The sequence below is a fragment of the Halomonas sp. Ps84H-12 genome (assembly GCF_024124725.1).
GTDB lineage: Bacteria > Pseudomonadota > Gammaproteobacteria > Pseudomonadales > Halomonadaceae > Vreelandella > Vreelandella aquamarina.
On record NZ_JAMXSJ010000003.1, the window covers coordinates 160,839 to 170,005 of the forward strand.

The 9,167-nt window shown below is 55.5% G+C and carries 10 protein-coding genes; 4 read left to right on the forward strand and 6 right to left on the reverse strand.

The genetic code is table 11. The features are described 5' to 3' along the window. Positions 1–47: 47 nt before the first annotated feature. Together nadD and NH344_RS02565 are read right to left on the reverse strand one after the other, a co-directional pair. Positions 48–722, reverse strand: a complete 675-nt coding sequence (gene nadD / locus NH344_RS02560; protein WP_253027499.1) for a nicotinate-nucleotide adenylyltransferase — start codon at positions 720–722, stop codon at positions 48–50. After that, complete coding sequence (locus NH344_RS02565) at positions 719–2,026, reverse strand: glutamate-5-semialdehyde dehydrogenase (protein WP_253027500.1); 1,308 nt, start codon at positions 2,024–2,026, stop codon at positions 719–721. The genes nadD and NH344_RS02565 overlap by 4 nt, the downstream gene beginning before the upstream one ends. A gap of 155 nt (positions 2,027–2,181) precedes the next feature. Between NH344_RS02565 and NH344_RS02570 the strand changes: the two genes are divergently transcribed. The 3 genes from NH344_RS02570 to NH344_RS02580 are packed head-to-tail and all read left to right on the forward strand — an operon-like array spanning position 2,182 to position 5,380. Then, complete coding sequence (locus NH344_RS02570) at positions 2,182–3,036, forward strand: hypothetical protein (protein ID WP_253027501.1); 855 nt, start codon at positions 2,182–2,184, stop codon at positions 3,034–3,036. After that, positions 3,033–3,959, forward strand: a complete 927-nt coding sequence (locus NH344_RS02575) for a diguanylate cyclase (RefSeq protein ID WP_253027502.1) — start codon at positions 3,033–3,035, stop codon at positions 3,957–3,959. The genes NH344_RS02570 and NH344_RS02575 overlap by 4 nt, the downstream gene beginning before the upstream one ends. A gap of 23 nt (positions 3,960–3,982) precedes the next feature. Then, positions 3,983–5,380 (forward strand): bifunctional DedA family/phosphatase PAP2 family protein, encoded by a 1,398-nt coding sequence (locus tag NH344_RS02580; protein WP_253027503.1) that lies wholly within the window; start codon positions 3,983–3,985, stop codon positions 5,378–5,380. 30 nt (positions 5,381–5,410) lie between these two features. Here NH344_RS02580 and NH344_RS02585 read toward each other — a convergent pair whose 3' ends face one another. The 3 genes from NH344_RS02585 to mpl are packed head-to-tail and all read right to left on the reverse strand — an operon-like array spanning position 5,411 to position 8,072. Beyond that, positions 5,411–6,034, reverse strand: coding sequence for a LysE family translocator (locus tag NH344_RS02585; RefSeq protein WP_170968101.1), 624 nt, complete (start codon positions 6,032–6,034; stop codon positions 5,411–5,413). Beyond that, positions 6,031–6,690 carry a flavin prenyltransferase UbiX gene (locus NH344_RS02590; protein WP_253027504.1) on the reverse strand — a complete coding sequence of 220 codons (660 nt, stop codon included), beginning with the start codon at positions 6,688–6,690 and terminating at the stop codon, positions 6,031–6,033. The genes NH344_RS02585 and NH344_RS02590 overlap by 4 nt, the downstream gene beginning before the upstream one ends. Beyond that, a complete protein-coding gene (gene mpl / locus NH344_RS02595; RefSeq protein ID WP_058577807.1) occupies positions 6,687–8,072 on the reverse strand; it encodes a UDP-N-acetylmuramate:L-alanyl-gamma-D-glutamyl-meso-diaminopimelate ligase in 1,386 nt (461 codons plus the stop codon). The genes NH344_RS02590 and mpl overlap by 4 nt, the downstream gene beginning before the upstream one ends. Positions 8,073–8,318: 246 nt before the next feature. Between mpl and NH344_RS02600 the strand changes: the two genes are divergently transcribed. Next, positions 8,319–8,708, forward strand: coding sequence for a glutaredoxin (locus NH344_RS02600; RefSeq protein ID WP_044628094.1), 390 nt, complete (start codon positions 8,319–8,321; stop codon positions 8,706–8,708). A gap of 139 nt (positions 8,709–8,847) precedes the next feature. On the opposite strand, the gene NH344_RS02605 is transcribed toward NH344_RS02600, so the two are convergent. Beyond that, positions 8,848–9,167: integrase core domain-containing protein (locus NH344_RS02605; protein WP_253027505.1), on the reverse strand; the 320-nt coding region annotated here is incomplete at its 5' end.

The window sequence follows — 9,167 nt, forward strand, 5'->3', positions numbered from 1 at the left end:
AGCCTGTAAGCGGGCCATTGTAACGGCTTCTTTCACGACTGCCAGCGCTATTCATCGGACTGATAAAGCCCTTGATAAAAAATAGCCTGTTCTACCGCTTCTGGTAGTAAGTAGCTCACGCTTTTACCCGCCTGCAGCCGCTCCCGAATATAAGTGGCAGATATCGCCATTAAAGACGGCAGCTCAAGCATCAACATTCCGCCTCTCGTGCGCTGCATTAATACATCGACACTATCGACTTCTCGATTGCCGACCAGTTCCTTCAATGCTGAGGGCCAAGAAGATTGATAACCTGGGCGGGCAATGACCACTAGGTGGGCCAACTCGAAAAGCTGCTCTGCACGGTCCCACTTCGCCAAACGTAAAAAGGCATCGAAGCCGATCACCATGACTAACGGTACATCGTCACCATACTGCTGGCGGAGTTCCGCCAGCGTATCCACGCTGTATGAGGGGCCGTCGCGCTGAAGCTCTCGATCATCCGCTAACAGCCCTGGCGTATCGCCAATGCCCGCTTTTAAGAGGGCTAAGCGCTGGGCAGCCGACACCTGCGGTGTATCTCGCAGGGGCGGCTGCGGCGCGGGCACCATATGCAGCGTATTGAGGCCTAACACCTCGCGCACTTCTACAGCACTGCGCAGATGGCCGTTGTGAATGGGGTCAAATGTCCCCCCGAGCATACCTACCCGCATTGGCCCGGCGATGCTGGGCGTGTCACTCATTGTCTAACCTGGCCGTCACCCAATACGATATATTTTTGAGTCGTTAAGCCTTCAAGCCCCACCGGACCACGGGCGTGAAGCTTATCAGTGGAGATACCGATTTCTGCCCCTAACCCATACTCAAAGCCATCCGCAAAACGGGTAGAGGCATTCACTACCACTGAGCTTGAGTCCACTTCGGCCATAAAACGCCGCGCCAGCGAGTAGTCTTGAGTCACAATCGCGTCGGTATGGTGCGAGCCGTAGCGCTCAATATGCTCAATCGCCTCTTCCATTCCATCGACCACTTTAATGGCGAGGATCGGCGCCAAATACTCCGCATGCCAATCGTCCTCTGTAGCCAAAGTGGCTTGGGGAAGTAACGCGCGCGTGCGCTCACAGCCACGCAGCTCTAGCTGATGTTCTGCATAGGCCCGGGCCAGCTCCGGCAGCAAAATATCGGCAACGGGAGCATCCACCAGCAGCGTCTCCATGGTGTTGCAGGTGCCATAGCGGTGCGTTTTGGCATTAACGGCAATCGCCAGCGCTTTAGCGGGATCGGCGGTGGTATCAATATAGACGTGGCATACGCCGTCCAAATGTTTGATAACCGGTACTTTAGCTTCGCGGGAAATGCGCTCAATCAGCGACTTACCGCCGCGAGGAATAATCACATCAATATAGGCAGGCATACTGATCATTTCACCTACGGCCGCACGGTCGGTAGTGGCCACTACCTGCACACTGCCCGCTGGCAGGCCCGCATCGGCTAGCCCTGCCTGAAGGCAGCGGCTAAGCGCTGCATTAGAGGCGCTGGCTTCGGAGCCACCGCGTAGCACGCAAGCGTTGCCCGATTTAAGACACAGGCTGGCCGCTTCGATCGTTACATTGGGGCGTGACTCATAAATAATGCCGATAACTCCCAACGGAACGCGCATTTTGCCAACCTGAATGCCGCTGGGGCGGTAGCTCATGCCGTCAATCTCACCCACCGGATCGGGTAGCGCTGCCACTTGGCGAAGACCTTCAATCATCGCGTCAATGCGCTGGTCATTCAGGGCCAGCCGGTCTAGCAGTGCATTGTCTAGCCCATTGTCACGCCCACGCTGCATGTCCTCGGCATTGGCCTGCAGAATATCACTGCGTGCCGCCGCCACACGTTGCGCCATTGCCTCAAGCGCTTGATTCTTAATGTGGGTATTGGCACGTCGCAATGCGCTTGCCGCTGCCCGAGCGCCCTGCCCCAGGGCCTGCATATACGCGGGCACATCCCCGGCAGCCAAATGGTGTTGGGCGTCTTCTTGGAATGCATCAGAACCGCGCATACTATCTCCCTGTGTTGTGGTCAGCGTTGCTAAGTGAAGTGGGCTTATATTACGCCATTTGGGCATTATACTGAGTGATTCAAAGGACTAGGCCAAGCAATGCATTATGCGACTGCTAAATAGGCCAACCGCTATCAGGTAAATAGTAAGCCACCATGCAAAGCAAATACAAAATCAGCCTGCTAAGAGCCAGTCTACTCGCCGCTGCCGTGGCGCTGGCTTTATGGACGCCCATGGCACCGCCAGCAGCTGCCCTGTTACTCTGGCTGTCGGTTGGTTGGCTCTTTATTACGGCGCTGGTACTGGATTTTAGCCATCGCCGCTCTCCTGGGCTGTCCTGGCAGATGCTCGCTGGAACGCTACTACTAGGGTTAATTGCCGCCGCACCTGAGCGGCATGCGCTGCTTATTTGGGCATGGGGAGCAGTGTTTATGCTGCCTCAACATCGCTGGGCCGCCATTTTTAATGCATGCGCGGCCATGCTTAGCTGCTTACTACTCGCTCCCGTGGTGAGCCTACCGGAGTGGCTCCTAATGGTTTTATCGCTGGCAACACTCAGCGTACTGGCCCTTTCACGCACTCACCAGTTAATTAATATGAATGGCGATATACGCCAACGCCTAAGGCTAGTACCAGGAGCAAACCTATGGGCAGGCGAGCAGCTCTTACGCGATTTACTGCGAGAACAAACCCGCTCAGAGCGGGAAGCTATCCATGCCGAAGTGTTAGTCATTCAAGTAAAGCGGCACCAACTTTGGCCAGTCGCCCAAACACTCTGCGAGTTGACTTATAAGTTTGAAAACGTCTATCGACTGAATGGCACGACACTCGCCACCCTTATATTATCGAGAACGCCCAAAGAGGCCGCTAAACGGCGCGAGCTCCTATGTGCTGTTCTACCCGACAGCGCCGCCATTTATCACCAGCCCCTAATGGAGATCGAGCTGGCGTCACTCTCAATCGAAGCCCTAAGCCGCTACCCGAAACGTCAGCTAAGTGAGGCCGCATGAGAGTGCAGCCACTGCCCAAGCGACTAATGACTGCGGCCTATAGCGCCAGTATGTTCATCATGGTGGGCTACATGATGTGGCTGTACGCGATGGGCAGCTACCGCGAACTGCTAATACCGCTATTTTTGGCAATGCTGTTATTGGTCAGTTTGCTGATGCATTTAGGCCAAGGGTTTCGCCCCTGCATACCGCGCATACTGTTATTGGCGAGCATCTATATTGTTGTGCTAACCGCCACCTATACACAGCCAAGCCCAGCGCCCCTATGGCTCGGCTTACCCATTGCAGCCACATTTTTACTGTTGCCGCTTTGGAGCGCGCTTAGTCTGAATATGGTTTGCCTTTCCGCCTGGTGGTGGCTAGCACCTTTTGAGACGACTGCTTTTTCACTTAGTCATGTGGCGTTGACGCTACTGCTCGCCCTTCCCCCATGGGAACATGCACGCCGTCGGGCGCTACTGCGGGCCACAGACCCAAACGATAGCGACTGTGATGCTTACCATATTGATACGCTGAAAGAGCGGCTCAATAATGAATTTCAACGGGCAGCAATGCTCAATAAGCGCTTGGCAGTCCTAGTGCTTCACTTACCACAGTTGGATATGGCAGAAGAGCAGTTTGGTCACCGTGCGCAAACCGCCTTATTGGGTGCCCTGTGCAGCGAGGTCAATAGCCGTTGCCGTGATCACGATATTCTGGGTCGCGCTGGCAATGCGACATTCTGGCTGGTCCTACCCGATACCAGTGAAAGTGGTGCCTTGCTTGTTAGGGAGCGCTTACAGAGAGCGCTTTCCCGTCGTGTGCTAGTGGAAACTGGGCAGCTAGAAGCGCGCATTACCACCTGCCTGCCTCTTCGCAAAGAGAGCTTCGAGCGATATGTACAGCGCCTGGAAGCGCGTGCCGAAGCTATTGCCAACGTGTAACCCATCTGCGGACGGAATCGCCCTTGTCTATCGCCGACACACTGTTATCTCTGTCGCTTTCACCTACGCTGCTGCTCCTACTGGTGCTAGGGATTGCCATGATGGAATCTCTAGCGCTGGTAGGCTTACTGGTGCCCGGCGTTGTGCTTATCACTGCCGCTGCCTCTATGGCAGGGCATCAAATGGTCGCGCTACCGTGGCTAATTGGCGCAGCCTTCGCAGGGGCTGTGTTAGGCGATGGGCTTAGCTACTTTTTAGGCCATCGCCACCGCGATACCGTGGTGACCCGTTGGCCGCTTTCGCTTCATCCCGAATGGCTAGGCCGAGGCGCCCGTTTTTTTGAGCGTTATGGTATCTACTCGGTGTTTATTGGGCGCTTTGTCGGACCCGTGCGCCCTATTATTCCGCTCATCGCGGGCATGATGCATATGCCAGCGCGCACCTTTCTCTTAGCCAACGTAATTTCTGCTGCTCTTTGGGCACCGGCATACGTTTTACCCGGCTACCTGCTGGGCCACACTTGGCAACAGCAGCTCAACCTGCCCGCCAATGTTGAAATGGCCGTGGTGATGATGGCCGTTAGCGTCGTGGCACTGGCCGTAATGTTCTCCTGGGGCCGCGCGCAAGTAGGTCACAAGGGGCGGGTGTACTTTGCAATTGCACGTATTGCTCGCCGAATACCCGCCATGCGCCGCCCGTGGCTCGCTATGAGTCGCAGTGGCGAGGTGCCTTTAGCCTCACTCTTTTTATGCATCATAGCGCTTACCGCAGCATCCGCCTGGACACTGATGGTCATGCAGCATCCAGGCCCTTTGCTGATTGACTTGCAGGCGCAGCGACTCTTCTCCTGGCTGGCAACTCCCTGGCTAACAGACGCCAGCCTGCTACTTGCCGAGGTGGGCGATAAAGCGGGGATTATTACACTCGTCGCCCCTTGGGCACTCTGGTTGCTGTTGGTCAAACGTATTGACCTACTTGCCCATGGGGCGCTAGCGCTGGGAGGTATTGGCGCACTCAACACATTAGGTAAAGCCGTATTTGCGCGGGCTAGGCCTGACACACCGGACTATTTAGTCGGGTCGTTTTCCTACCCAAGTGCACATACCTCCACATGGGTGGTAGTGGTGGGTATCACAGCAGCCTTTGTCGCGTCACAGATGCCGAGACAAAGGCGGATGTGGGTATATTGGCTTGCCATTGCCATCACGATCCCAATGGCACTTTCGCGTCTGATCATTGGTGTCCACTGGCTCAGCGACTTAATGGGTGGTGTGCTGCTTGGTCTGGTCGTCTGTGCGCTTGTTCAGCTTAATTGGCAACGGCGTTATCGCCCTCCTTTGCCATCTTTTCCCTGGATTGGGCTGCTGCTTGGGTCACTGCTACTCATCATTCTACGTGTTACTTTTTTCCCGCCCGTTTAAACATGGGGATTCATGCAGGGAGTGACTCGTTCAACCCAATGCCAGCCACATGCCTACGCCAATCATCAATGTGCCCGCGATGCGGTTAAGCAGCCTCACATTGCCGCTTTTACCTAGCAGCTTACGCAACGTTTTTCCGCCGGTGGCGTATACCAACATACTGGCAAACTCAATGGTGAGAATGACAGCAATTAGCATACTGAGCTGCGGCGCAAGCGGCCGACTGCCATCTAAAAACGGCGGCAGTAGCACCATAAAAAACGCCCACCCCTTTGGGTTGGCAACGGCCGTTACCAAACCTTGGGTGGCAAGCTGAAGACGCCCAGCGGCAGGGCCAGTATCCAGCTCACTAGGAATAGCCATACGGCCCCGTGAGCGCCACATCATGATGCCCAAATAGGCCAAATAGGCACCGCCCACCCACTTGAAGGCGATGAATAGTTCGGGCTGGCGCAGCATCAACGCAGCGACGCCCGCCCCCGCCGCCGCCGCCACGAAACCGACGCCGATCAGCTCCCCGACCATCATCCACAGCGTGCGTTTGACGCCTTGCGTCATGCCCAACACCATGGCCAGCGTCATGCACATGCCTGGTGTTAACGAGACGAAGAGAAACGTCGGTATGAAGACCGAGAGCGTCGCCCATGACATCATGACGAACCGTCCTTGTTTTGCGCATCGCGAGAGGTGGCCGCGGCGTCTTCGCCCCAGCGGGGCATCAGGCGGTGGGCAATACCCAACTGATTGAGTATGCGCGCAACAATAAAGTCGATCAGATCTTCCATGCTTTGAGGGCGGTGATAAAACCCTGGAGCGGCGGGCAAAATCACCACCCCCAGGCGGCTAAGCGCCAGCATGTGCTCTAAATGAATGGGAGAAAACGGGCTTTCGCGTGGCACCATCACCAACGTACGGCGCTCTTTAATGGCCACATCAGCGGCGCGCTCAATCAAGTTATTACTGGCGCCGGTAGCGACTGCCGAGAGCGTGCCCGTTGAACAGGGGCAAATTACCATGGCCGAAGGTGCACCAGACCCAGATGCCACGGGCGCCATCCAGTCTTCTCGACCAAAACAGCGAATTTGCCCTGGTTGGGCACCGCTTTTTTCTGTGAGCGCCTCTACCAATCGCTGCGGCTGGGCAGGGAGTGACACATCCGTTTCCGTGGCAATCACCATATGAGCCGCTTTGGAAATCATTACCCACACTTCATGCCCCGCCTCGACCAGCACATCGATCAAGCGAAGGCCATACTGAGCGCCTGAAGCACCTGTTAGCGCTACTGTTACCGGAGGTTTAAACTTTGTCACTTCGACTGCTCCCGCGCTGTTAATGCATCTAACAACCGCTCGTGCACTCCCTCAAAACCACCATTAGACATCACCACAATACGATCTAGAGGTGACGCTTGAGTGACCACTGCTTCTACTAGCGCATCAATATCGTTAAACAGCGCGGCACGCTCTCCTTGAGTCTCTACCAGCGATTCCATCGACCAAGCCACTCCCGCTGGCTGAAACCAGAACACCGCATCCGCATCGGCCACGCTGTCATTTAAGCGCTCCCGCAGGGCACCCAAACGCATGGTATTGGAGCGTGGTTCAATCACTGCCAGCAAACGCCCCTTGGTCGTGGCTGCGCGCAGACCTTGTAGCGTGGCGGCAATGGCCGTCGGATGATGGGCAAAATCATCGATCACCTGAATGCCATTGACCTCGCCCCTTACCTCTTGCCGACGGCGCGGTGTTTTAAATCGCGCCAGCGCGGCACACGCCCGTACCAAATTCACGCCACACAGTCGTGCTGCCGCTAGCGCTGCCAGTGCATTGCGCGCGTTGTGTTCGCCGGTTAACGCCCACTCCACCACGCCATCCTCTTCACCTTGCTCGCCTAAATACAAGACCTGAAAACGGCTAGCGTCGGCACGTTCTAAGCGCAGCTGCCACTGGCTGTTTGCATCAGCTCCAAAATAGGCCACCGGTGACCACGCCCCCATCTTCAACACTCGTTCCAGTGCGGGCTGCTGATCGGCTACTAATAAATGCCCTTGGCTGGGAACGATACGCACTAAATGGTGGAACTGGCGCTCGATAGCGGCGAGGTCAGGAAAAATATCAGCATGATCAAACTCAAGGTTATTGAGTACGGCAATCGTCGGGCGGTAGTGAACAAACTTGGAGCGCTTATCAAAAAAGGCCGTGTCATACTCATCGGCTTCTACTACAAAGGGGGCGTTTTCGTCGCCTAAGCGCGCCGAAACGCCAAAATTACGCGGTACGCCACCAATCAGAAAGCCAGGCTTTAGCCCAGCACTTTCTAATAGCCAAGCTAACAAGCTGGCAGTAGTGGTTTTGCCATGAGTGCCCGCCACAGCAATCACTTTGCGGCCAGGCAACACATAGTCTGCAAGCCACTGCGCCCCTGAGGTATAGCGCATGCCACTATTGAGCAGTGCCTCCACCTCCGGATTGCCCCGTGAGAGCGCATTACCCACGACCACCAAGTCGATTGAGCCTGAGAGATTGGCTGCTTGATAGCCTTCCATCAGGGTGATCCCAGCCTCAGCTAGCTGCGTACTCATCGGTGGATATACGTTGGCATCGGAGCCGCTTACTTCATGACCTAACTCCCGTGCGAGTAGTGCAAGGCTCCCCATAAAGGTGCCACAGATGCCAATAATATGCAGACGCATGGGCCAAGCGCTCCCTTCCTAACCATTTCAAACGATTGAACTTACTAAACACATCAATCAACGAGCGCTGAGATTAGCACGCCACGCGGTGTTGCTCATCTCGTTCCCCGCGCGACATGGCATTACAGGCTCAGAAAGTGACAATTCTGACGATTTATTGCAGGATGCGCGCACCTTTTCTTATTCGACATCCAACAACCCGTCCACTGCATACGCTGTAAAGCAGTGCAGTGAGAGGAGACAACCATGCGCATCTTAATTCGTTACTTCTTTCGGGGCGTTCGCGTCCTGCTAGCCCCCGTCATGCTGATCTCCGAGAAGCTATCCACGCCAAAAGCCGTAGAGCGCACCCCAGAAGAGCAGGCTCAGGTAGACGCCGCTTGCCAACAGCTTGCGCTCTACCAGTTCAGAACGTGCCCCTTCTGTATCAAAGTGCGTAAAGAGATTGCCCGGCTGGGGCTGAATATTGAGCTTCGCGATGCACAGCTAGACCCTGCACATAAGCAGGCCCTGCTGGAAGGTGGTGGTAAAGTAAAGGTTCCCTGCCTAAAAATTACCGATGACGCAGGTCAAGCCACCTGGCTATACGAATCGGATGAGATTAACCGCTGGCTTCACCGGCGTTTTGGCACGTAATTACGGCGACATACGCTGCCTAAAACTCGACCTTTTGCGCGGTAATATCGAAGTGCACGCTGAGCGGCACGCCCTCCGAAGCGCTGGGGGATGACTCCAGTGAACCGCCCCGGTTATTCCGGAGACCGGTTTGTTTGAGTCAGGCAGCTTCACCCGACTCTTCCAGTTGATGATAATACGTCCTTTCTCGTTCTGCTGGTGGAACGTTTCCGATGGGTTCCAGCAGTCGGCGGTTGTTGAACCAGTCAACCCACTCCAGCGTGGCATACTCAACGGCATCCAGTCCCCTCCATGGGCCACGATGATGGATCACCTCCGTTTTGAACAAGCCGATGATGGTTTCAGCCAGCGCATTGTCGTAGGAGTCGCCGGTGGTGCCGACTGAGGCATTGATACCCTCGTCAGCCATACGCTCGGTGTAGCGGATCGAGAGATATTGGCTTCCCCTATCACTATGGT